At 57.9% G+C, this 21,949-nt stretch carries 25 protein-coding genes; 9 read left to right on the forward strand and 16 right to left on the reverse strand.

Annotated features, from left to right (window positions below):
- Positions 1-2 precede the first annotated feature (2 nt).
- Entirely contained in the window at positions 3-719 is a 717-nt protein-coding gene (locus SWE17_RS01165) for a GntR family transcriptional regulator (RefSeq protein WP_322991307.1), read from the reverse strand.
- 101 nt (positions 720-820) lie between these two features.
- On the opposite strand from SWE17_RS01165, the gene SWE17_RS01170 reads away from it, so the two are divergent.
- The 4 genes from SWE17_RS01170 to SWE17_RS01185 are packed head-to-tail and all read left to right on the forward strand — an operon-like array spanning position 821 to position 4,227.
- Positions 821-1,978, forward strand: a complete 1,158-nt coding sequence (locus SWE17_RS01170; protein WP_322991308.1) for an LLM class flavin-dependent oxidoreductase — start codon at positions 821-823, stop codon at positions 1,976-1,978.
- Entirely contained in the window at positions 1,975-2,898 is a 924-nt protein-coding gene (locus SWE17_RS01175) for an aldo/keto reductase (protein WP_322991309.1), read from the forward strand. Before SWE17_RS01170 ends, SWE17_RS01175 begins: the two co-directional genes overlap by 4 nt.
- 13 nt (positions 2,899-2,911) lie before the next feature.
- Positions 2,912-3,451 carry a flavin reductase family protein gene (locus SWE17_RS01180; RefSeq protein WP_322991310.1) on the forward strand — a complete coding sequence of 180 codons (540 nt, stop codon included), beginning with the start codon at positions 2,912-2,914 and terminating at the stop codon, positions 3,449-3,451.
- Entirely contained in the window at positions 3,448-4,227 is a 780-nt protein-coding gene (locus tag SWE17_RS01185) for a sulfite exporter TauE/SafE family protein (protein ID WP_322991311.1), read from the forward strand. Before SWE17_RS01180 ends, SWE17_RS01185 begins: the two co-directional genes overlap by 4 nt.
- 26 nt (positions 4,228-4,253) lie before the next feature.
- Here the strand turns inward: SWE17_RS01185 and SWE17_RS01190 are convergent, their stop codons facing one another.
- Positions 4,254-6,638 (reverse strand): YgiQ family radical SAM protein, encoded by a 2,385-nt coding sequence (locus tag SWE17_RS01190; protein ID WP_322991312.1) that lies wholly within the window; start codon positions 6,636-6,638, stop codon positions 4,254-4,256.
- Positions 6,639-6,738: 100 nt separating this feature from the next.
- On the opposite strand from SWE17_RS01190, the gene SWE17_RS01195 reads away from it, so the two are divergent.
- From SWE17_RS01195 to SWE17_RS01205, 3 genes are read left to right on the forward strand one after another with little or no spacing between them, the layout of a single operon-like run.
- Positions 6,739-7,344 (forward strand): YigZ family protein, encoded by a 606-nt coding sequence (locus SWE17_RS01195; protein ID WP_322991313.1) that lies wholly within the window; start codon positions 6,739-6,741, stop codon positions 7,342-7,344.
- Positions 7,328-7,933 (forward strand): chromate transporter, encoded by a 606-nt coding sequence (locus tag SWE17_RS01200; protein ID WP_322991314.1) that lies wholly within the window; start codon positions 7,328-7,330, stop codon positions 7,931-7,933. The genes SWE17_RS01195 and SWE17_RS01200 overlap by 17 nt, the downstream gene beginning before the upstream one ends.
- Positions 7,930-8,532, forward strand: a complete 603-nt coding sequence (locus SWE17_RS01205) for a chromate transporter (protein ID WP_322991315.1) — start codon at positions 7,930-7,932, stop codon at positions 8,530-8,532. The genes SWE17_RS01200 and SWE17_RS01205 overlap by 4 nt, the downstream gene beginning before the upstream one ends.
- A 15-nt stretch (positions 8,533-8,547) precedes the next feature.
- Here SWE17_RS01205 and SWE17_RS01210 read toward each other — a convergent pair whose 3' ends face one another.
- Genes SWE17_RS01210 through SWE17_RS01220 form a run of 3 tightly spaced genes read right to left on the reverse strand, consistent with a single transcriptional unit; the run spans position 8,548 to position 10,354 of the window.
- On the reverse strand, positions 8,548-8,898 hold the full coding sequence (locus SWE17_RS01210) for a hypothetical protein (RefSeq protein WP_416234942.1): 351 nt from the start codon (positions 8,896-8,898) through the stop codon (positions 8,548-8,550).
- A 15-nt stretch (positions 8,899-8,913) separates the two neighbouring features.
- The gene (rlmB, locus tag SWE17_RS01215) at positions 8,914-9,648 is read right to left on the reverse strand and encodes a 23S rRNA (guanosine(2251)-2'-O)-methyltransferase RlmB (RefSeq protein WP_322991316.1); all 735 of its coding nucleotides are present in this window, start codon (positions 9,646-9,648) and stop codon (positions 8,914-8,916) included.
- Positions 9,649-9,664: 16 nt separating this feature from the next.
- Complete coding sequence (locus SWE17_RS01220; protein WP_322991317.1) at positions 9,665-10,354, reverse strand: ABC transporter ATP-binding protein; 690 nt, start codon at positions 10,352-10,354, stop codon at positions 9,665-9,667.
- Between SWE17_RS01220 and SWE17_RS01225 the strand changes: the two genes are divergently transcribed.
- On the forward strand, positions 10,353-11,003 hold the full coding sequence (locus SWE17_RS01225; RefSeq protein WP_322991318.1) for an arylesterase: 651 nt from the start codon (positions 10,353-10,355) through the stop codon (positions 11,001-11,003). The two genes, SWE17_RS01220 and SWE17_RS01225, sit on opposite strands and share 2 nt — an antisense overlap.
- Complete coding sequence (gene mnmH, locus SWE17_RS01230) at positions 11,000-12,058, forward strand: tRNA 2-selenouridine(34) synthase MnmH (protein WP_322991319.1); 1,059 nt, start codon at positions 11,000-11,002, stop codon at positions 12,056-12,058. The genes SWE17_RS01225 and mnmH overlap by 4 nt, the downstream gene beginning before the upstream one ends.
- A gap of 115 nt (positions 12,059-12,173) precedes the next feature.
- Here the strand turns inward: mnmH and SWE17_RS01235 are convergent, their stop codons facing one another.
- The 11 genes from SWE17_RS01235 to hfq all read right to left on the reverse strand — a co-directional run bounded on the left by SWE17_RS01235 (position 12,174) and on the right by hfq (position 21,900).
- The gene (locus SWE17_RS01235; protein WP_322991320.1) at positions 12,174-12,371 is read right to left on the reverse strand and encodes a hypothetical protein; all 198 of its coding nucleotides are present in this window, start codon (positions 12,369-12,371) and stop codon (positions 12,174-12,176) included.
- A gap of 10 nt (positions 12,372-12,381) precedes the next feature.
- Positions 12,382-13,251, reverse strand: coding sequence for a DUF2189 domain-containing protein (locus SWE17_RS01240; protein WP_416234943.1), 870 nt, complete (start codon positions 13,249-13,251; stop codon positions 12,382-12,384).
- Positions 13,252-13,375: 124 nt separating this feature from the next.
- Positions 13,376-14,632, reverse strand: a complete 1,257-nt coding sequence (locus SWE17_RS01245) for a PLP-dependent transferase (protein WP_322991321.1) — start codon at positions 14,630-14,632, stop codon at positions 13,376-13,378.
- A gap of 82 nt (positions 14,633-14,714) precedes the next feature.
- Positions 14,715-15,239 carry a phosphoribosyltransferase gene (locus SWE17_RS01250; protein ID WP_100120260.1) on the reverse strand — a complete coding sequence of 175 codons (525 nt, stop codon included), beginning with the start codon at positions 15,237-15,239 and terminating at the stop codon, positions 14,715-14,717.
- A gap of 60 nt (positions 15,240-15,299) precedes the next feature.
- Positions 15,300-16,628, reverse strand: coding sequence for an adenylosuccinate synthase (locus SWE17_RS01255; protein WP_322991322.1), 1,329 nt, complete (start codon positions 16,626-16,628; stop codon positions 15,300-15,302).
- Positions 16,629-16,645: 17 nt separating this feature from the next.
- A complete protein-coding gene (locus tag SWE17_RS01260; protein ID WP_322991323.1) occupies positions 16,646-17,806 on the reverse strand; it encodes an ATP phosphoribosyltransferase regulatory subunit in 1,161 nt (386 codons plus the stop codon).
- Positions 17,807-17,873: 67 nt separating this feature from the next.
- Positions 17,874-18,059, reverse strand: a complete 186-nt coding sequence (locus SWE17_RS01265) for a DUF2065 domain-containing protein (RefSeq protein ID WP_322991324.1) — start codon at positions 18,057-18,059, stop codon at positions 17,874-17,876.
- Between the two features lie 3 nt (positions 18,060-18,062).
- Positions 18,063-18,962: a protease modulator HflC gene (gene hflC / locus SWE17_RS01270; protein ID WP_322991325.1), complete on the reverse strand. Its 900-nt coding sequence runs from the start codon at positions 18,960-18,962 to the stop codon at positions 18,063-18,065.
- 11 nt (positions 18,963-18,973) lie between these two features.
- Positions 18,974-20,359 (reverse strand): FtsH protease activity modulator HflK, encoded by a 1,386-nt coding sequence (gene hflK / locus SWE17_RS01275; RefSeq protein ID WP_322991326.1) that lies wholly within the window; start codon positions 20,357-20,359, stop codon positions 18,974-18,976.
- A 56-nt stretch (positions 20,360-20,415) separates the two neighbouring features.
- Complete coding sequence (gene hflX, locus SWE17_RS01280) at positions 20,416-21,609, reverse strand: GTPase HflX (RefSeq protein ID WP_416234951.1); 1,194 nt, start codon at positions 21,607-21,609, stop codon at positions 20,416-20,418.
- Positions 21,610-21,654: 45 nt separating this feature from the next.
- Positions 21,655-21,900 (reverse strand): RNA chaperone Hfq, encoded by a 246-nt coding sequence (gene hfq / locus SWE17_RS01285; RefSeq protein ID WP_019429044.1) that lies wholly within the window; start codon positions 21,898-21,900, stop codon positions 21,655-21,657.
- Positions 21,901-21,949: the final 49 nt, after the last annotated feature.

Genomic DNA, 21,949 nt, shown 5'->3' on the forward strand with positions numbered 1-21,949 from the left:
CGTTATTGGCTCATTCGTGACGTGTATCGACACACCGCTGGATCAAACCAGGTTTTTGAAAACTCGGCTATCTCATTGTTGGATGTCCAAGACAAACGCTCGATGTAGCCTGCAGATTGATCCGGCAACAACCCTATTGGCGGCACAGACCAAGAAGGGGCTATGGCGGCACTGATATGGTCCTCCACCCGGGAAATCCAGACGCCCAAGCGCTGCTGATAAAACAAGTACATGGAGTCCCCCAAATCTTGGATTTCCAAATTGGGGCAGTGAGTGGCTGAAAACCAAATTTCCTCCAAAGCTGCAGGTCTTTGGTTCAGAAAACGCATGCGACGAACCCGCCAACAATCTTCGCCAATCTGTGCCTTGCCCTGAAGTTCATTGGGGTCGTGCTGCAGTGACAGATCCAATATATGCGCCGTTGGCAATCCTGGCCCCTCCATCAACTCCAGTCTAAAAAGCTCATAAATTTGCTGCGAATTTTGCGTTTGCCGAACGTAAGTGCCTGAGCCTTGAATACGCTCCAAAACCCCCTGCTCTTCCAGCAAACCCAAAGACTTGCGCAAAGTCCCAACAGCCACTGACAAAGTCTGCGCCAATTCGGCTTCGGTGGGCAAGCGCTCGCCGCTGTGCCAGTATCCCGCCTTGATTTGACGGGCCAGCAATTCAGCAATCTGAAGATAAACAGGCAAGGGCTTGGCAGGAAGTGGTGCATGCATGTTGATGAGTATGACAAATAAAGGGGAGATACCGGGGAAACCCGTGCAAGACGACGCACAAATTCATTTATTATTCATTCATCTTAGTGAAGGAGCCATTCATGAGCATTGTTCCCGTCAAAGGTGAAGACATTCAAGGCGCCGAGGTGGCTTGGTTTGCCCCTTTATGCTCAGATGACTTTCGACATTTGGGCATCCCCGACAGCGACTTGCGCAGTAATTGGGCCAACACAAGCCGCATTGTGGAGCGAGCTGACGAACTGGGTTACCGCAACATCTTGTGCCCCTCGTCCTACCAAGTTGGGCAAGACACGCTGACCTTCGCGGCGGCTGTTGCGCACAAAACGAAAAACATGAATTTGCTGGCAGCCATCCGCTGCGGCGAAACCCACCCCGCCATGCTGGCACGCACGGTGGCCACGCTCGATCACATTTTGGAAGGCCGCTTGACACTCAACGTCATCTCTTCCGACTTTCCGGGCCAGCAAGAAGACAGCGCTTACCGCTACCGCCGTTCATGGGAAGTGGTCGAAATCCTCAAGCAAGCCTGGACCCAGGACGAAATCAACTACGACGGCGAGATCTACAAACTCAAAGGCCTGTCCACCGACCCTGTTCGGCCCTACCAGACCAACGGTGGCCCCTTGCTGTATTTCGGGGGTTACAGCCCCGACGCCCTGGCCCTGTGCGGTGCCCATTGCGACACCTATTTGATGTGGCCCGAGCCCAAGGACATGCTGGCCCAGCGCATGCGCGATGTGCATGCCCAAGCCGAAAAGCACGGCCGCTTGCTCGATTACGGCCTGCGCGTGCACATGATCGTACGTGACACCGAAGCCGAAGCGCGGGAGTACGCGGCCGAACTGGTCTCGCAACTTGACGACGAAAAAGGCCGGGAAATCCGCCAACGCGCATTGGATGCTGGCAGTCTGGGTGTGTCGCTGCAAAGCGCCAACCGTGAGCGCGCTGACGACGAAGGCTACATCGAGCCCCACCTGTGGACCGGCGTAGGCCGTGCCCGGAGCGGATGCGGTGCCGCCTTGGTGGGCAGCGTGGACCAGGTGCTCAGCGAAATCGAGGCCTACCAGAAGATGGGCATTCGGGCCTTCATTTTTTCCGGCTACCCCCATCTGCAGGAATGCGAGATCTTCGGCACCAAAGTTTTGCCGCAACTCAAAACCGTGTCCCTCGCCCAAGAATATGGCCGTGTTCCGGCCCAAACACCGCCCACCCCTTTGGGCACAGGAGTCCGCAAATGAATTCAAAAATACGTCGCATCACCCTGCCCAATGGGCGTAGCCTCAGTCGCATGGCCTACGGGGTGTGGCGTTTATCCGAGGCACAAGACCATTCGGTCAGCGCCAACCTGGCCCGCATTGACGCCTGTCTGGCCCAAGGCATCACCACCTTTGACCATGCCGACATTTATGGCGACTACCGCTGCGAAGCCCTGTTTGGCGAGGCCATCAAGGCCCGCCCCAGCCTGAAGAGCCAAATCGAAATCGTCACCAAGACCGACATCATGCTGCTGTCGTCGCTGTGGCCCAGCACCCGGGTCAAGCACTACGACACCAGCACTGCCCACGTCACGGCCAGCGTGGAGCGCTCGCTCTCACGCATTGGCGTGGACGTGATCGACCTGCTGCTCATCCATCGGCCCGATCCGCTGATGGACGCCCAAGCCCTGGGTGCCTGCCTGGACGGCTTGATCGACAGCGGTAAGCTGCGCGGTGTGGGTGTGTCCAACTTCATGCCTTGGGATGTTAACTTGCTGCAGTCTTGCATGAAGCACAAACTTCAAACCAACCAGCTGGAGCTGAGTTTGCTGAACACCGCGCCCTTCATCAATGGGCAATTGGCCCATGCACAGCAGCACCGCATGCCCTTGATGGCTTGGTCACCGCTCGGTGGCGGTCGTTTGCATGCGCAAACGGGCACCCCCGGCACCGCCGCCGCCCGACTGGCCCCCAAACTGGAGGCCTTGGCCCGCGCTGCAGGCACCGACACCACCGCCGTGGCCATGGCCTGGCTAATGCACCACCCAGTGGGGGTTGTGCCGGTCATGGGCAGCAACCAGCTCGATCGCATCGCCCGCTTTGGCGACGCCGCCCGCGTGCCCATGGACCGCCAAACTTGGTACGAGCTCTATGAATTAGCCAACGGCCACGAAGTGCCTTGATCGTCCAAAAAACATGCATCAGATGCCCCAAGTGCCGTCGGCCGGAATAACACCAAGCGTCAACGCCACACTAGACCCAGCCGAATACCGCAAAGCCTTGTCCTGTTTCGCTACTGGCGTGACCGTTGTGACGGCAAACTGGCAAGGCTGCGACTGGGGCATGACCTGCAACTCTTTTGCATCGGTCTCACTTGACCCCAAACTGGTGCTCTGGAGCATCCGCAAGGCAGCCAGCAGTCTTGAGGCCTTCACACAATCAGGCGGCTTTACTGTCAGTGTTCTTTCCCAAAAACAAGAGGCTGTGGCAAAACAGTTTGCGACAGGCGATATGAACGCCCGCTTTGCAGGGGTGCCTGTACAAAGGCAGCACAGTCAGCGCCAACGTCTGACCGAAGCTTTGGCTTGGTTTGATTGCCAATTGCATCAATTGGTCGATGCTGGCGATCACCACATCGTCATTGGCCGTGTCATAGATTTTGGTTGGCAAGATGAAACTCAAGCGTTGAATTTTTGGCGCAGCCAATTTGGCCAATTCAAGCCCTTGACCGCATGATCTCCGTTTGGCTGCTTTTTTTGCTTGTGGGCGCGGCTGGAGGATTCACGGCAGGTTTGTTTGGCGTGGGTGGCGGATTGGTGATTGTCCCAACGCTCTATTTTTTATGGCGATCTGATACGACGCTGGGACCAGAAGTCATGCACTTTGCAGTCGCCACGTCTTTGGCCTGCATTGTCATCACGTCATGCACCAGCTCGTGGACACACTGGCGGGCTCAACGTCTGCAATCCCAAGCAATGCCTTGGTTGGCCGCCTCTGTCAGCGCAGGTTCGCTGTCAGCTGTTTTACTGGCCAATTGGTTACCGACCCAATGGCTCAAACTCGGCTTTGGCCTTTTTGCTTTGACAACTTGCGTCAGCCTCTTGTTACACCAAAAAAATTCCGCCAATCGAGCGCCCCCCAATCGAATGGAGATGGTTGCTGCAGGAACATTGATCGGCCACATATCGACATTACTGGGGGTCAGTGGCGGCGCCATGACCGTCCCGTATTTGGTTCTGCGCGGCGTCGATATGCGCCAAGCCGTGGTCATCAGCTCGGCTGTTGCCATTCCAATTTCTTTCATTGGTGCAGTGGGTTTGGCACTGACAGGCCCACAAACACCTCAAACTTGGGGGTATGTGCATTGGCCCGCATTCTTGGGCATCAGCGCTGTCAGCATCGTCTTTGCGAATTGGGGTGCACGCCTTTCTCAACGCATGGACAAACGCAAGCTTCAACTCGCGTTTGCTGGATTTTTAGCGCTGGTCGCACTTCACATGCTGGGTTTCTGACGCAATAGATAACACGCTTAACCCCTTCAAGTTCTTTTTCTTGGTGGCAGTCCGGTGTGCTGCGTGAGCAGCTGACCCTTTTTAGGCTGACCTGAGCGCTTGGGTGTTGTCGAGAGTGAGACCGACGATTTGGCACCTGCACCCGTGCTGTTTTTGCGGCGGGCGCTTTGGTAGCCTTCTTCGGCCAGCGGTTGCCAGCTCGGGATCAGGTGGTGTTTGCCGTTGCCAATCAGGTCTGAGCGGCCCATGGCTTTCAAGGCTTCACGCAACAAAGGCCAATTGGTGGCGTCGTGGTACCGCAAAAAAGCTTTGTGCAAGCGGCGGCGTTTGTCGCCTTTGACCACGTCCACTTTTTCGCTGTCGCGGGTGATTTTGCGCAGCGGGTTGCGGGTGGAGTGGTACATGGCCGTGGCTGTGGCCATGGGGCTGGGGTAGAAGGTTTGCACCTGGTCGGCCCTGAAGCCGTTCTTTTTAAGCCAAACGGCCAGGTTCATCATGTCTTCGTCGCTGGTGCCGGGGTGGGCGGCGATGAAATACGGGATGAGGAACTGCTTTTTGCCCACTTCTTCGCTGTACTTGTCAAACATCGACTTGAAGCGGTCGTAGGTGCCGATGCCCGGCTTCATCATCTTGGACAGCGGGCCGCCCTCGGTGTGCTCGGGCGCAATCTTGAGATACCCGCCTACATGGTGCTGGACCAGTTCTTTCACATACTCGGGCGACTGCACGGCCAGGTCGTAACGCAGACCAGAGCCGATCAAGATTTTCTTGATGCCCTTGAGGTTGCGGGCCCGGCGGTACATGTTGATCAACGGGCCATGGTCGGTGGTCAGGTTCTGGCAGATGCCGGGGAACACGCAGCTCGGTTTGCGGCAGGCCGATTCAATTTCGGGGCTCTTGCAGCCCAAGCGGTACATGTTAGCCGTGGGGCCGCCCAGGTCAGAGATGACGCCGGTGAAGCCTTTGACCTTGTCGCGGATGTCTTCCACCTCACGGATGACCGATTCTTCGGAGCGGCTTTGGATGATGCGGCCTTCGTGCTCGGTGATGGAGCAAAAGGTGCAGCCGCCAAAGCAGCCGCGCATGATGTTCACGCTGAAGCGGATCATTTCCCACGCGGGGATTTTGGTCGCATGGTCGTGGCTGCCGTTTTCGTCGGCATAGCGTGGGTGCGGGCTGCGGGCATACGGCAGGTCAAATACATGGTCCATCTCTGCAGTGGTCAGCGGGATGGGCGGCGGTGTGATCCACACGTCGCGGGCGGTGGCCCCCTCCCCGTGCGCTTGCACCAAGCAGCGGGCGTTGCCGGGGTTGGTTTCCAGGTGCAGCACGCGGTTGGCGTGGGCATAGAGCACGGCGTCTTGCTTGACCTGCTCGTAACTGGGCAGGCGGATCACGCTTTTGTCGCGGGGCGGGACTTTGTGGGTGCCTTTGCCACGCAGGGCCGGGTTGGGCACAAAGGTGAGCGGCTGAATGATGTGCTCAATAGCGGCTTGCGCGGTGCGAGCCTGGGCCACGGCAGCGCTCAAATCGGCTTCGACATTTTTGGCGTTGTGGCCTTCGGCCACTTCCTTGGCCTCTTCCTCTCGCGCACAGGTCGCGCCCTGCTCCCGCGCTTGGTCCGAAATCATCAAATACGGGTTGATGTGGGCCTCCACATGCCCGGGTGTGTCCACGCTGGTGGAGTCGATCTCGAACCAGCCCTCTGGCGTCTCGCGGCGCACAAAAGCGGTGCCGCGCACGTCGGTGATCTGCTGCACCGGCTCGCGGGCGGCCAGGCGGTGGGCGATCTCGACAATCGCCCGCTCGGCGTTGCCATACAGAAGCAGGTCGCACTTGCTGTCCACCACCACAGAGCGGCGCACTTTGTCAGACCAGTAGTCGTAATGCGCGATGCGGCGCAGGCTGCCTTCGATGCCACCGAGCACGATGGGCACTTCGGGGAAGGCTTCGCGGCAGCGCTGGCTGTAGACGATGGCCGCCCGGTCGGGCCGCTTGCCGCCCACGTCGCCGGGGGTGTAGGCGTCGTCGGTGCGGATTTTGCGGTCCGCCGTGTAGCGGTTGATCATGGAATCCATGTTGCCGCTGGTCACGCCCCAAAACAGGTTGGGTTTGCCCAGGGCCTTGAAGGGGTCGGCGCTGGTCCAGTCGGGTTGGGCGATGATGCCGACCCGAAAACCCTGGTTTTCCAACATGCGGCCGATGACAGCCATGCCAAAGCTGGGGTGGTCCACATAGGCATCGCCTGTGACCAAAATGATGTCGCAGCTGTCCCAGCCCAGTTGGGTCATTTCTTCGCGACTCATCGGCAAAAACGGGGCCGTGCCAAAACGCTGTGCCCAGAACTTGCGGTAACTGGTCAGAGGTTTGGCGTCACGCGGGAAAAAAGAGACGTCGACAAAGGCGTTCATGGGCTGGGCACTCGGGATAACCCGCTAGTGTAGGGGTTTGGGGGTGGGCTTAAACAACCAGCGGGTATTGCACGCTGCGGCTCTGCCCGACAATGGAGGCATGCCTTTTGCCCTTGCCCGCCCTGCCCACCACGAACTGGTCATCAAAAAAAGCCGTTTCATCGCCTGTGTTGAATCGGTGCCAGGTCGGGATGCGGCCCTGACTCGCGTGGCGCAACTCAAAGCAGAACACCCAGATGCGGCCCATGTCTGCTGGGCGCTTCTGGCCGGCGGGCAGTCAGCCGCCAACGACGATGGCGAGCCCGGTGGCACCGCGGGTCGCCCCATGCTGGAAGTGCTGCGGCATCAGGACTTGGAGGGCGTGATGGCCTCGGTGGTTCGCTACTTTGGCGGCGTCAAGCTCGGTGCAGGGGGGCTGATGCGAGCCTACACCGACGCGGTGGCGCAGGCGCTGCTAACGGCCGAGAAAATCCCTTTGATCAAGCAAGCTGAGCTGGCTTGTAGCGTGCCGTATTCGTTGGAAGGCATGGTCAGGCGTGAGGTTGAGCTGACCGATGCGCAGTGGCTTTCGGTGGACCACGGCAGTGTGGTGACGCTGCGTTTTGCTCTGCCTGAAACACAAGCAGCTGCCTTGGTGCGGCGCCTGGGCGACAGCGGGCAAGGCAAGTTGGCTTGGCTGGGCACCGATAATGCGCAAAATGTCTGAGATCACCCCACTTAACCAGCCAACGTCCAAAACCGACCTGTTTGTCTCTTTCACCATTTTGGCTTTGCAGGGCTTTGGTGGTGTGTTGGCCGTAGCACAACGAGAGTTGGTCGAGCGCAAGCGTTGGATGACGCAAACCCAATTTGTTGAAGATTGGGCCGTAGCCCAGATTTTGCCGGGCCCCAATGTGATCAATCTCTGTTTGATGGTTGGCGGACGCTACTTTGGTTTGCCCGGCGCACTGGCCGCTATGGCGGGCATGTTGGCTGCCCCGACCGCCGTTTTGTTGCTGCTGGCGCTGGCATTTGGCAGCGTGTCGGATCTGGCTTGGGCTCAAGGGGCTTTGCGAGGGATGGGCGCCGTGGCCGCCGGCATGATTGCGGCCACGGGCATCAAATTGATCTCCGCTTTGAAACTCAACCCCATGGGTTTGACCATTTGCACAGCCGTCATGCTCAGCACCTTCATAGCGGTCAGTCTGTTTCGCTGGCCCTTGCTTTGGGTGCTGTTGGGCATCGGCAGTCTGACTTGTGCATGGGCTTATGTCCAGCTGTCGCGGCAAGAAGCCCTGAAAAGGACTGCCCCATGAGTTTGACACTTCAATTGGACTTCGGCGACTGGTTGGCGCTGTTCAACCATTTCATGTCACTTTCCTTGTTGGCGGTCGGCGGGGCCATCATCACTGCACCCGACATGCACCGGTTTTTGGTTGATGAAAACCAGTGGCTGACCGAACAACAATTCAGTTCTTCCATTGCCTTGGCCCAGTCGGCACCCGGCCCCAATGTGCTTTTTGTGGGATTGATGGGTTGGAATGTGGGTTTGAACGCCGCGGCAGGGTTGGGCGGTGGCTGGCTCAGTGTCGCTTTGTCAGCGATGGGCATGTTCTTGAGCCTCTTGGGCATCATGCTTCCCTCGTCCTTATTGACTTACACCGCGACGCGCTGGGCCCACAAACATCGGGACTACATTGGCGTGAAAGCCTTCAAGTTGGGCATGGCTCCGGTGGTCATTGCGCTGCTGGTCTCTACCGGCTGGTTACTCACAGCCAGCCACAATCAGCCTGAACGGGACTGGCCATTGTGGTTGCTGACATTGGTTGCCATGGGCCTGGTCTGGCGCACCAAAATCCAACTGCTTTGGTTGTTTGGCGCAGGGGCCGTCGTCGGGGCCTTGGGCTGGGTCTAGGTCGAGCCTGGTGGTTCAGTTTGGATTCTCAAAAAACACCGTGTTCGAGAAATCGCTGACCTCAAAGTAGACCTTTTTCTCGCCCGGGTCTGCTTGCATGTTCAGGTTCTCATCCAGGACTCCGTAGCCATAACGGTAAGCACGGGGTTTGCCATCGTCTGTGCCCAAGGCGGTGCTGATTTTGTCCACTTTCAAAAAGCGCCGCACCACTTTATCTCCGGCATAGACCTCCATCACGCCGTTGGTGCCGGTCCAGTTCTGGATGTCGCGGCTGATCTTGTTTTGTTGTTCTTGGGTGCATGCACCAAGAAACATCAAGCCCAGCAAAGCTGCAACCTTTGCAGTGTGTTTGAACAGGGGTTTCATGAGTGCTCCTTGGGTTTAACTGCGTTGGCGCAAAGCTTCATACAAACACACACCGCTGGCGACAGACACGTTCAGGCTTTCGACCGCGCCGCGCATAGGGATGCTGACCAGTTCGTCGCAGTTCTTGCGCGTCAATTGGCGCATGCCATCGCCCTCGGCACCCAGCACCAAGGCGGTGGGCACTTTGAGGTCGGCTTGGTAGATGCTGCGTGGCGCGTCGCCGCTGGTGCCAATCACCCAGATGCTGCGCTCTTTGAGCTCGCCAAGTGTTCGCGCCAGGTTGGTGACCATGAAGTAAGGCATGGTTTCGGCCGCGCCGCTGGCCACTTTGGCCACCGTGGCGTTGATGCCGGCCGCATGGTCCTTGGGGGCGATCACGGCGTGTGCGCCCGCACCATCGGCCACACGCAGGCAAGCACCCAAGTTGTGCGGGTCGGTCACGCCGTCCAACACCAACAGCAAAGGCGGGCCTTCGACGGTGTCGAGGAGGTCGTCGAGCGAATGGTTTTGAGGGATGGGCGTGACCAGTGCGACCACGCCTTGGTGGCCATGTCCGCCAGCCAGTTTGGCCAAGCGCTCTCCGTCGGATTCGACCATGCGCATGCCCGAATCGCGGGCCTTGTCGATGAATTGCCGCATGCGGGCGTCGCGGCGGGTGACCTCGTAGTGGATTTCAACAACGGATTGGGGGGCGATCTTGAGGCGAACGCCCACGGCATGAAAGCCGAACAGCACTTTATGGGATGACATCCTTGGATTATCGTTGTTAGACCGAAGCGCCGGAAGCCTCCGTCAGCCGCCCTGCTTGAATCACCAATCTGCGCTCGCACTTGGCGGCCAACTGGCGGTCGTGCGTGACCAAGACCAAAGTGGTGCCCTGCTCACGGTTGAGCGCAAACATCAGGTCCATGATGGCCTCCCCTGTTGCATGGTCCAAGCTGCCAGTAGGCTCATCGGCCAGCAACAGATCGGGTTGGACCACAAAAGCGCGCGCCAAGGCCACGCGCTGCTGCTCACCGCCCGACAAGACTTTGGGCAGGTGTTTCAGGCGCTCGCCCAGGCCCACGCGCTGCAGCATGGCCGTAGCCTGGTTGCGGGCATCAGGCCGATCGGCCAGCTCCAGGGGCAGCATCACGTTCTCAAGTGCTGTGAGGTTGGGCATGAGCTGAAAGCTCTGGAACACAAAGCCCACATGTTGGGCCCGCAGGGCGGCACGCTCGTCTTCAGACAAATCGAACAGCGACTGCCCGGCCAGTACCACCTGTCCGCTGCTGGGCGTGTCCAGGCCCGCCAAAATCGCCAGCAAAGTACTTTTGCCCGAACCAGAAGCACCGACAATGGCGGCTGTTTCCCCGGCGTTCAATGAGAAATCGATATCGCGCAAAATGTCCAGTTGCCCACTGGCATCTTGCACACTTTTTGAGACGCCACGCACGGCAATGATGGATTCAGGCATGCACAAACCTTTGTTAAGACGTCGACACTTTAACTGGACCCTGCTGGCCCTGGCTGGCTGGGGCTTTGCCGCGTCAGCTCAAGCCTCTTCAGCACAACGCATTTTGGTGCTGGGCGACTCCTTGAGCGCCGAGTACGGCCTGGCCCGGGGCACGGGTTGGGTGGCCTTGTTGCAAAAACAATTGGACAAAGAAAAACCTGGCGTGGAAGTGATCAACGCCAGCATCAGCGGGGACACCACCTCGGGCGGCCGCTCTCGTCTGCCCGCTTTGCTCAAACGTCATCAGCCCAGCCATGTGGTCATTGAGCTGGGTGGCAACGATGCGCTGCGCGGCTTGCCCATGGCCATGACACAAGCCAATTTGCTGGCCATGACCCAACAAGCCCAAGCCGCCGGGGCGCAATTGCTGCTGCTGGGCATGCAAATGCCACCCAACTACGGCCCCGAAATGGCCCGCCAGTTTGAAGCGGCGTATGCCCAAGTGGCCAAAAGCCAAAAGGCGGCGCTGGTGCCTTTCTTTTTGAAAGGCGTGGGTGATGACCCCGAGCCGCTCAAATGGTTCCAAGCCGATCGCATCCACCCCAATGAAGCGGCCCAACCGCGTCTACTGGCCAACGTCTGGCCCTCTTTGAAGAAACAACTGAAATGAGCGTTCACCTGATCTCGGCCGAACAGGCCATGGCCCAACTGAACCAGTTTGACGCCATTCTCGATGCCCGCTCTGAAGGCGAACATGCCGAAGACCACCTGCCCGGCGCCCTGAGCTGGCCGTCGCTCAACAACGATGAGCGCATCCGGGTCGGCACGCTGTACAAGCAGGTCAACCCCTTCGAGGCACAGAAAGTAGGTGCAGCGCTGGTGGCCAAAAACATCGCCCGCCACATCGAAACCCATGTGATGGACAAGCCACGCAACTGGCAGCCGCTGGTGTATTGCTGGCGCGGGGGCAAGCGCAGCAACTCGCTGGCGCTCATCCTGGGTCAAATCGGCTTCAAGGTGCACCTGATCGAAGGCGGCTACAAGGCCTTTCGCAAAGCAGTGATGGCAGACACTCCATTGCAGGCGCAACGCTTGCAATTCAAGGTGCTGTGTGGTCCCACAGGTTCTGGCAAAACACGTCTGCTTCAGGCTTTGGCCCAGGAGGGGGCACAGGTGCTGGACCTGGAAGCCATTGCCTGCCATCGCAGTTCGGTGTTGGGTCTGATTCCCGGCACACCGCAGCCCACGCAAAAAGCTTTTGACACCCAAGTCTGGGATGCATTGCGAGGTTTCAGCGCCAAACAACCGGTTTTTGTGGAGGCTGAAAGCAAGAAGGTGGGCAACTTGACTGTGCCCGCCGAGTTGATGGTGGCCATGCGGGACAGCCCATGTCTGCGCGTGGACTTATCGCTGGAAAACAGGGTGAATTTGCTGCTGGAAGACTATGCATTTTTCACAGAAGACCGCGCATTGTTTGCCGATCGACTGGAGCGCCTGACCGCCTTGCGCGGCAAGGCGGTGGTGCAAGGCTGGCAAGAACGCATCGTGCGCGGTGAAATGCGCGAAGTCGTGACCGAGTTGCTGTCAGCTCATTACGATCCAGGTTATGAGACTTCCACGGGCAACAACTTTGTCCATTACGCCCAAGCGCCGCTCGTCAGCCCTGCAAGCCACAGCATGGCCGACATGCTGGTATTGGCGAGAGAGTTGGTGCAAACCGTATAAGGACAGAAATTTTGTAGGAGCCCCACCCTCGGGGCGATAGACATACAACTGGTCCGTGAGCGGTTTTCGCGACCCGGGGGTCGCTCCTAAAAGGCAGGAGGCGGCAGCGAAGGTGTCAGCTCGCAGGCGTGGGTGACTCGGCCGCACCCGGCGCTGCAGTAACAACATCGCCCTCTTCACTCTCGATTTCAGAGCCGTCTTCCGCCAACAGGCCCGATTTGCGGTCGGACTTGGCTTTGAGCTTGTCTTCTTTTTTGCGTTTCTTGGCCAATTCTTTCTGGCGTTTTTCGAATCCGTAGTTGGGTGTGGCCAAGATGGCTCCTTTAATTTGAGCTGCCCAATGTAACAGCTTCTTCAGGGTTTTCTTCCCACTCGACACAGCCCCGATACGCATGCCAGCTGGCATGCCCCAACCAAGGCCCCACCACGATGATGCCCAGCGCCCATGGCCACAAGGCCGCGAGCACCAACACGCTCAGCAGCAGGCCCCACAGCAGCATCACACCCGGGTGCGAAAAAACCACACGCATGCTGGTGATCACCGCCGAGATGGCATCGGTGTCGCGATCCAAAATCATGGGAATGGACACCACCGACAGGCCATAGACAAGCCCCGCAAATACACCACCCACAGCCAGGTAAACCATCAGAAATTCGATGTTTTGGGGGTTGAAAACAGCCTCGATCACCCCCGTGGTGGAGGGCATGCCGGTGTTGAAAAACACCGCAAAAACCACCAAAGATGCCCTGCCCCACAGCAACTCCAACACCATCAACACCAACACCAACATGGCCATGCTGCGAATGTGTTGGTCCCAGCACATGAGCGAAGTGGACATCTCAGGCTGCTCGCCACATTCACGTTTGCGGCTGACCTCGTACAAGCCCATGGCCAAGAAAGGCCCGACCAAGAGACAACCCGATACCAAGGACAAGGTGTACTCGGGCTTGTGCTTGAACACCAAGGCCAGCACCTGCGCCATGCCACAAAAGCACAGGCCATAAAACAGCGCAATGCCCGGGTGATGGCGCATATCCCCCAGGCCCCGTGCAAGCCAGCGAAAAGGATCTCTTAAACCCACGCTGCGCATTTGCGAGCGCGGCCCCACAGGGGGTGGAGGCACATAGGGGGTCGCCATCGTGGGCAAGTCTGACTCCCGGGCAGACTCAAGAGACTTGGCTTCGGCAGTCATGCAGCAATCCATCTGAAACACACAAGCGTTGACAGTAGCGCCACCGACAGACTTTGAACAGTATGGAAACCACCAACGCTGTGTGTCCTAGGTCACAAAAAATGACCGCTAGGGACAGTCTTGGTCAGGGCCATTGCAAATGGGCCTGCATGGATTGATGCAAGTCAAAGATCAAGTCCTGCGCTGACTCCAGGCCGGTGGAAAAACGCACCAATGTGCCAGGTTTCAAATGGCCAGGCCAAGTCTGACGCATCGAGGCAATGTCATACGGGACCACAAGGCTGACGGGTCCACCCCAGCTGTAACCGATCTTGAACAGTTTCAGGCCATCGCAAAACGCATCCACCTGAGCTTGGCTGAAACGCGCATCGATCATGACGCTGAACAAACCTGCTGCCAAACCTGTGCCCGGTTCACGATCACACAGGGCTTGCCAATGGGCGTGACCGGGGGCGCCTTGAAAAGCCGGGTGCATCAGTTGGGCGCATTGGGGCTGGGCTTGCCACCAGGCAGCCAAAGTGCGGGCTGTCTGGTCGTGCGCTTTGTATCGGAGCGCGATACTGGGCAAGGATCGCAACACGGATTCAGCGTCATTCGCCGCCACACCGAGCCCCAAGCGCATGTGACAGAGTTTGATTTTCAGGTGCAATGCCGCATCGCGTGTGATGACGCTGCCCATCAACACGTCACCGCCGCCGCTGGGGTATTTGGTAAGTGCATGGGCGCTGATGTCTACCGCCAAACTGCCATCCCCTTCTACACCATCGCCCAACAAATCAAAGGCTTGGAAAGCCAATCCTGCACCCCAAGTGTTGTCCAGAGCGCACATGACACCGCGTTCGCGGCAGCGTCTCACCATTTCGGGCAAATCTGGAAACTCCATGCTGACCGAACCGGGGGCCTCCAGCCACACCAGTCGGGTGTGCTCCGTGACCTGGCGGGACAGATCCTCTGGGTCCATCGGGTCGTAAAAGCGGTGCGTGATGCCGAAGTGACGCAACTCGCCATCGGCCAAAGCTTTGTTGGGGCCATAGGCGTTGTCCGGAATCAAGACTTCGTCGCCTGTCTTCAACACCGCCAATGCCACCAAGGCCAGCGCCGCTAAGCCACTGGGCACCAGGACGCATTGCAGACCGCCCTCTAGCGCGCACAACCGCTCTTCCAGCATGTACGTCGTCGGCGTACCGTGCAAGCCGTAGGTGTAGGCTGATTTGTCTTTCCACTCACGCTGGCGCATGTCGGCGACGGTGGGGAAATAGACCGTAGAAGCCTTGAACACGCCCGGTTGTGGCGCCTGAAAATCGGCAGGTGGTCTGTAAGGGTGGTGGATCAGACCCGTGGAAATGTGCTGTGGCGCTGAGGGTGGTTTTTCGTCTTGCATCTTCACATCCTAATGCAAACAGCCTCCACAAGGGAGGCTGTTGATTACTCAAAAAATGGTTTCAATATCTGAAGGATTCGGTTCAGACACTCCACTTTTCCAACAGTTTTTCAGGGCGCATGTTGTCATACGGCTCGAAGGGTTGGTGAATCCATGGGTTGGTGGGCAAATCGTCCACAGAGTAGTCGGGTTTGAAGGTCGACACGCCCTTGGTCCAGATCACAGCGGTGCGCAACTCCGTCACAGGCTGGTAGTTGTTCTTGAGTTGATCAACCACTGCACGCAAAGTGTGGCCGGTATCCGCCAAGTCGTCGACCAACAGCACTTTGCCTGCGATCTCGCCCTTAGGGGTGGTGATGTAGCGGGCGATGTCGAGGTGACCCTGGACCGTCCCAGCTTCAGCGCGGTAAGAACTGGTGGACATGATGGCCAGTGGCTTGTCAAAAATGCGCGACAAGATGTCGCCAGGGCGCATGCCGCCACGGGCCAGGCACAGGATGTTGTCGAACTCCCAGCCGGACTGGTGAATTTTGATGGCGAGTTTTTCGATGAGGTTGTGGTACTCGTCGTAACTCACGTACAGGTGCTTGCCGTCTTCGGTCAACATGGGATAACTCCAGAAAAGTCAGGGGTGGATGAGGTCAATGTGAACTTGTACAACCTGCGCTCAGGCGCCAAAGGGGTTGTGCAACAAAATGGTGTGGTCGCGGTCTGGGCTGGTGGACACCACGTGCACAGGTACGCCCGTGACTTCGGCGATGCGCTCGAGGTACCGGCGAGCCGTCGCAGGCAGTTTGTCCATTTCTGTCACGCCGACCGTGGTTTCTGTCCAGCCGGGAATGACTTCATAAATCGGCTTGCAGCGGGCGATTTCGTCTGCGCCCATGGGCAGGATGTCGATGGTTTCGCCGTCCAGCTCGTAGCCGGTGCACAGCAGCAACTCTTTGAGGCCATCCAGCACATCGAGCTTGGTGATGCACAAGCCGCTCAAGCCATTGACCTGGGCACTGCGTTTGAGCAAAGCGGCATCGAACCAGCCGCAACGGCGCGAACGGCCAGTGGTCACGCCTTTTTCAGCGCCCACAGTGGACATGTGGTAACCGGGTGTGCCGGGAGTTTCCCAGTCGAGTTCTGTGGGGAAAGGGCCGCCACCGACGCGGGTGCAATAAGCCTTGGTGATGCCCAGGATGTAGTGCAACATGCCCGGGCCCACGCCTGCGCCCGCCGCAGCATTGCCCGCCACACAATTGCTGGACGTCACGAACGGGTAGGTGCCGTGGTCCACGTCGAGCAAGGTGCCTTGTGCGCCTTCAAACAGCAAATTGGCTCCAGCTTTGTGAGCGTCATTCAATTCTCGCGACACATCGGCCACCATGGGCAGCAAGTCCTTGGCGTAAGCAATGGCTTCGTTGTAGGTGGTGTCAAAGTCCACAGGCGCAGCGCCCAAAATGTTGACCAAAATCTCGTTGTGCAAAGCCAGGTTTTCGCGCAGCTTGGTGGCAAAACGCTCGGGGTATTTGAGGTCTTGCACGCGCAGGGCGCGACGCGCCACTTTGTCTTCGTAGGCGGGGCCAATGCCGCGGCCGGTGGTGCCAATTTTGGCGGTACCGGCTTTTTCCTTGGCGGCTTCACGGCCCACATCCAAGGCGACGTGGTAAGGCAAGATCAACGGGCAAGCCTCGCTCACGCGCAGGCGTGAACGCACCTCGACACCGGCTTTTTCAAGACCGGCAATTTCTTCGAGCAATTTGGGCACCGACAAGACCACACCGTTGCCGATGTAGCACTTCACGCCTGCGCGCATGATCCCGCTGGGGATCAGGTGCAACGCGGTTTTCACACCGTTGATCACCAAGGTGTGGCCAGCGTTGTGACCGCCCTGGAAACGCACCACGCCTTGGGCGCTTTCGGTCAACCAGTCAACCAGTTTGCCTTTGCCCTCGTCGCCCCATTGGGTGCCGACCACGACCACATTACGGCCTTGCAACTTGTTCATGCTTGAAATGTTCTTTCTCAAAGAGCCTGTACCACCCACTGCCCTGCCGCTTCGATCAACTCGCGGTCGCAATGGAATTCGTCGATTTCACTTTCGTGTCCGGGCAGGACACACACCACAGTCTCGCCTCGGCTGCGTAAGGAGGCGATCGCCTCGCGCAGACTCACAGCATTGCCCCATGGCGCACGGATGGCCGCGCGCAAAGACAATGGCTTGACCGTCGATACCAATTCTTTCAGGTCAAGGCTGAAACCCACAGCGGGCCGATCGCGGTCGATGCGGTGACCAAACACAGCACCCACGCCGTCGTAGCGGCCACCCCGTGCTAAAGCGTCAGATGCGCCTTGGGCATAAATGGCAAAGCGCATGCCGCTGTAATAAGCGTAGCCACGCGAATCACCCAAATCAAAACTGATGGCCGCGCCCGGAATTTGTTCAGCCAAAGCACGCAATTGGCCCAAAGCTTCGGAGATGACGGGCGTTGCGGGCAAACATTTCGCCGCTTGATCCAACACGCTGACATCACCGTACAAATTGACCAAGGCCATCAAACCGTCGCGGTTCACCTTGGCAAAGTCAGCAGTCAAGCGGGCGATGGCACTGGCGTCCTTGATGGCCAGTGCGGCGTGGATGTCATGGCGCAGAACGTCAGAGATGGGTTCGGCCTGCAGCAAACTGTTGACAATGCGCGCGTCGGCCAGGTCCACCTGCAAATCACCCACGCGAGCAGCGCGAAGACAGTCCAGTGCCAATTGCAAGATTTCCAAATCGGCCTCAGGACCGGCGTGGCCGTAGATTTCCGCCCCCAATTGCAGAGGTTCGCGGGTGGCGTGAGGTCGGGCCGGACGTGTGTGCAGGACCGGACCGCAGTAGCACAAGCGGGTCAGACCAGCACGACCGAGCAAGTGGGCATCAATGCGGGCCACTTGGGGTGTGGTGTCGGCACGCAAACCCAAAGTGCGGCCTGAAAGTTGGTCAACCAGTTTAAAGGTCTGCAAATCCAAGGCTTCACCCGTGCCGGTGAGCAGGGATTCCAAATGCTCCAGCAACGGCGGCATGACCAACTCGTAGCCAAAGCCACGGGCAGTGTCCAGCAGTTCGCGACGGAGTTCTTCGATGTGACGAGCCTCGGAGGGCAAGACATCGGCAATGTGATCCGGGAGGACCCAAGCAGACATGGGATGAGGGGGGGGGACTGTTAAAAACGAGATTTTACCGGGTTGCAGGCCGGTTTCTGGAATCGGTTTATGAAACCAGCCAGAACAAAAGCAATCCCGTGATGACCATGGCCATACCGAAAAACCGAATCTGGCCATCTTCGAGCTGGAGCAGTTGTTCGAACAGGCTGCGCCAACGAAGGGGCGAGAGCATGGGCATCAAACCCTCCACGATGAGCATCAGGCCCAATGCCATCAGGAGGGTGTCCAGCAAAGCTTACTTTCGAGCGGGGGTGGTGCTTGCAGCGCCACGCATGCCTTTGAAGAACTCAGAGCTGCCTGGGTCGAGCACCATCACGTCACCCTTGCTGTTGAAACTGGACTTGTAAGCTTCAAGGCTGCGGTAAAACTGGGCAAATTGAGGGTCACGGCCAAAAGACTCCGCATACAAACGTGCTGCCTGGGCATCGCCCTGCCCTTTGATTTTTTGGGCTTCACGGTAAGCGTTGGCGATGGTCACTTCACGCTGGCGGTCGGCATCCGCGCGAATTTTTTCCCCTTCGGCACCACCGGTCGAGCGCAACTCGTTGGCCACGCGCTTGCGCTCGGCCTCCATTCGGCGGTAAACCGATTCGGTGATGGTGTCCACATAGTCAGCACGGGTGATGCGCACATCGACGACATCAACGCCCCAAGGCTTGGCACCTTTGACAACCAGCAACACAGCGGCCTTCACATCGTCCATCAATTCTTCACGCTTAAGGGACAACAACTCCTTGACAGTCCGCTTGTTGATCTCCTCTTGGAAGGCATTGCGAACCACACGGTTGAGTTGGTTGGTACCGGACTTTTCGTCCAAGCCCACGTTGCGGATGTAGGCCTGTGGGTCGGCAATGCGCCAACGCACGTACCAGTCGATCACGACACGCTGCTTTTCAGCCGTGAGCATGGGCTCGTTGTCGGGGCTGTCCAAGGTGAGCAGCCGTTTGTCGATGTAATTGACGTTTTGCAGCGGGGGCGGCAGCTTGAAGTGCAAACCGGGCTCGGTGATCACTTCTTTGATTTGGCCCAAAGCATAGACCACGCCAAACTGGCGTTGATCCACCACAAACACCGTCGAACTGAAGACCACAAAGGCCACCAGCAGGGTAGAAATCCACAATCCAATGCGATTCATTTTTGATGTCCTTATCGTGGATCGCGGTCACGCGAACGCTGCAGGTCGCGTGACCGCGTGTCCACAGCACCGTTGTTGGCACTGACGCCAGTGGCGGGTGGGGCTGGCACATCCACAGCAGGAGGTGCTGTTGCAGCCACTTGTTGCATGATTTTGTCGAGCGGCAAATACAAGAGGTTGGAGCCTTGCTTGCTGTCCACCAGCACTTTGGTCACGTTGCTGTAAATCTGTTGCATTGTGTCGGTGTACATGCGGTCCCGCATGACTTGAGGCGACTTTTGGTACTCGGGCAAGATGGTTTTGAAGCGCTGGGCATCACCTTCGGCCTGCGCCACAATGCGTTCGCGGTAAGCATCTGCCTCTTCCTTCAAGCGAGACGCAGCACCAACCGCGCGAGGGACCACATCGTTGGCATAAGCTTGGGCTTCGTTCTTGGCACGTTCCCGCTCCTGGCCGGCCTTCAACACATCATCAAAGGCGGCTTGAACTTGCTCAGGAGGGCGCACGCCACCTTGCTGCAAGTTGATGCCAACCACCTCAATGCCCACTTTGTAGCGGTCCAGAATGGTTTGCATTTTTTCGCGCACACGCGGGGCGATTTGGTCACGCTCTTCAGCCAAGGCCGAGTCCATCTTCATCTTGCCCACCACTTCACGGACAGCGGTCTCTGCAGATTGAACCACCGCTTCGGTGGGGTTGCGGCTTTCGAAAAGATAGGCACGCGCATCGTTCAAACGGTACTGAACGGCAAATTTGATCTCGACGATGTTTTCGTCTTCGGTCAACATGGCCGATTCACGCAGACCGGTGGCCTTGATGATGGTGTCTCGGCCAATGTCCACCGAGCGAATTTGGGTCACAAACACAAGTTCTTGACGCTGAATGGGGTAAGGCATACGCCAGTTGAAACCAGCACCCACGGTGGAGTGGTATTTGCCGAACTGGGTGATGACCGCTTGTTGACCTTCTTGCACGATGAAGAAGCCTGTGCCCAACCAAACCAGCAGAGCCGCCGCCAAGATCACACCCAAACCCAAATTTTTGAAGAAAACAGGGATGCCTGGGCCACCTGAGCCTCCGGAACCCCCTGGGCCTTGCGGTTTTTGGGGTCCGCCGGAACCTCCGAACAATTGGCCCAATTTGCGGTTGAAATCGCGCCACAGTTCATCCAAGTCAGGGGGGCCACTTTGCTGTTGTTGCGAGCCACGGCCCGGCGGTTGTTGCCATGCATCCGGTTTTGAACCCGGTGGAGGCGGCACATCGCCCGCAGGTTTGTTGCCCGAGTCGGCGTTGGATTTGTCGTCATCCCGTCCCCAACGGGGGTCATTCAGGTTGAACATGCCTCGGATCTTGGCTGGAAGCAAAGACCAACGCAGGGCTGGCAGGTGAAAATTCATAGTGAAGTGTCTTTGTCGAAATGACGAACCCGCATTGTGCCGAATTCGGTTGGACCTCAGTGCAGTTCACCCGGATATTCCCGGGTCAAGTCACGGGGATCTGCGTCTTCAGAAACGATGGTGGGCAAAGCAGTTTGAACGATCTCAGACAGGGCCGATCTCAACAGATCCAAACCTTTGCCGGATTGAGCGCTCAAAAATACACGGGGCACAGCTTGGCCATCCATCTCGTATTGGTCTTGCAACTGCAAAGGGTAGCGCTCTGCGTCCAGTGCATCCAGCTTGTTGAATACCAAAAGCTGCGGAACGGTTTCGGCGCCAATTTCGGTCAGCACCTTTTGCACTTCGGCCATCTGTTCAGGCCAATCGAGGTTGGCAGCGTCCACCACATGCAACAACAAATCGGCATCGGTCGCCTCTTGCAAGGTGGCCTGAAACGCTTCAACCAAGCCGTGGGGCAAATCTCGGATGAAACCGACCGTGTCTGACAAAGACACCGAACGGCCTGCCTCGCCCAAGTACAACTGGCGGGTCGTCGTGTCGAGGGTGGCAAACAGTTGGTCAGCCGCGTAGGCACGCGCCTTGACCAATGCATTGAACAAGGTCGACTTGCCAGCGTTGGTGTAACCCACCAGAGAGATGTTAAAAGTGTCTCTCCGATCACGCTGACGGCGCTGTGTGTTGCGCTGTCGCTTGACCTTGACCAAGCGCTCTTTGATGCGCTTGATCGAGTCATTGATCATCCGGCGGTCCAGCTCAATCTGCGTCTCACCCGGACCACCACGCATGCCTATACCACCGCTTTGCCGCTCCAAGTGTGACCAGCGACGCACCAATCGGGTGCTCAGGTACTGTTGGCGTGCCAACTCCACCTGCAACTTGCCTTCGTGGCTGCGGGCACGTTGGCCAAAAATTTCCAAAATCAGCAAAGTCCGGTCGTTGACCGGCAAGCCAATGTGCCGCTCCAAATTGCGCTGCTGGGCAGGACTCAAAGCTTGGTCAAACAAAACCTCTACGGCACCATGCATCAAAGCCAAGGCTTTGATTTCATCGGCCTTGCCGCTGCCCACAAACAGGGCTGGATCAGGCGCTTTGCGTTTGCAAGTCAAACGTGCAACAGGATTTAAACCACCAGACTCGGCGAGCAAGCCCAGCTCTTGAAGGTCCGCATCAAAATGCGCACACCCAAAATCAACGCCGACCAGTAGGGTCGGCGCGGGAGCGTTGGATGAAGTTTCAGACAAATTCAGCACCTGCGACCTTGGCAAGATCGCCAAGGCCTGAAAAAAACCAAATCAAGCGGTGATTTCACCCGTTTCGGGTGTGCTGAAAGTCACAGAGCGGCCGGGCACAATCGTTGAAATCGCGTGTTTGTAAACCATTTGTGTGACTGTATTCCGCAATAAGACGACATACTGATCAAAAGACTCGATTTGACCTTGCAACTTGATGCCGTTGACAAGGTAAATCGACACTGGCACATGCTCTTTGCGCAGTGCGTTCAGGAAAGGGTCTTGCAAAAGTTGACCTTTGTTGCTCACGATATGCTCCGTGTTCAGAAGTTTTAGAGGGTTTGACCTTACCACAGGC

The organism is Limnohabitans sp., from assembly GCF_034680285.1.
In the GTDB taxonomy this organism is placed as follows: domain Bacteria; phylum Pseudomonadota; class Gammaproteobacteria; order Burkholderiales; family Burkholderiaceae_C; genus Limnohabitans_A.